Genomic DNA, 877 nt, shown 5'->3' on the forward strand with positions numbered 1-877 from the left:
TAGAACAAGCGTAAGTAAAAGGAGATCAAGGATAATGAGTATTATTTTCTTTCCAGTTGCCAAAACTCCTCCTTTCTAGATCCTAAGATCTACTAATTCATTTTAGATAGGACGAAAGATACAACAGCAACCACAATCACTGCACCAACAATGGATGGGATTAGCGCCATACCAGCTAGCGAGGGACCCCAAGTTCCAAGTAAGGCTTGACCTACAAAAGATCCAACTAACCCTGCTAAGATATTAGCAATCCAGCCCATTGAACTTCCCTTATTTGTAATCGCACCAGCGATTAATCCGATTAATGCACCAATAATTAATGACCAAATCATAAGCCACCTCTTTCTAAAAAATGTAATTTATTTCTTACTTTAATTTAACACATATAGAAAGCGCATACAAGAGATATGATTTGTTTTTTTAATTTACTAATACCAATAATTGTGGCACTTCAAATAACTAAAAAAAATAAAAAAAGCCAGCATTGCTGGCACTTATGTTTAAGGTACTCCATTATAACATATCTCTCTATTTTTGATCTTAAGACTATCTATATGGTATTATTAATTTGTATGTTTTAAATATTAACTTCTTAATCTATGAACATGCACCAAAAAACTGCCTATCATTATGTGCTGTGATAGGTGGTTTTTATATAAATCTTTTAAATATAAACTTTATTTAATAAATATTGAAAAAACCACTCTATATTAGAGTGGCCCTAATTTATGCATGGGAAGTGTGAGTTTCCTCTTGCTGGCTAAGTATATCATACTCTCTCATAATTGCAACTGAATATAAAAAAACTGAAGTAATGACTCCAGTTTTTGCACGATTTTCAGATATAATTATGCTTTTGTGATATTAACTGCTTGAG

General features: G+C 32.0%; 1 protein-coding gene. It reads right to left on the bottom strand.

Annotated features, from left to right (window positions below; genetic code table 11):
• Positions 1-92: 92 nt before the first annotated feature.
• On the bottom strand, positions 93-332 hold the full coding sequence (locus HFD15_RS13965) for a GlsB/YeaQ/YmgE family stress response membrane protein (RefSeq protein ID WP_015425996.1): 240 nt from the start codon (positions 330-332) through the stop codon (positions 93-95).
• Positions 333-877: the final 545 nt, after the last annotated feature.

The organism is Lactococcus sp. EKM203L (assembly GCF_011800585.1).
Taxonomy (GTDB): domain Bacteria; phylum Bacillota; class Bacilli; order Lactobacillales; family Streptococcaceae; genus Lactococcus; species Lactococcus lactis.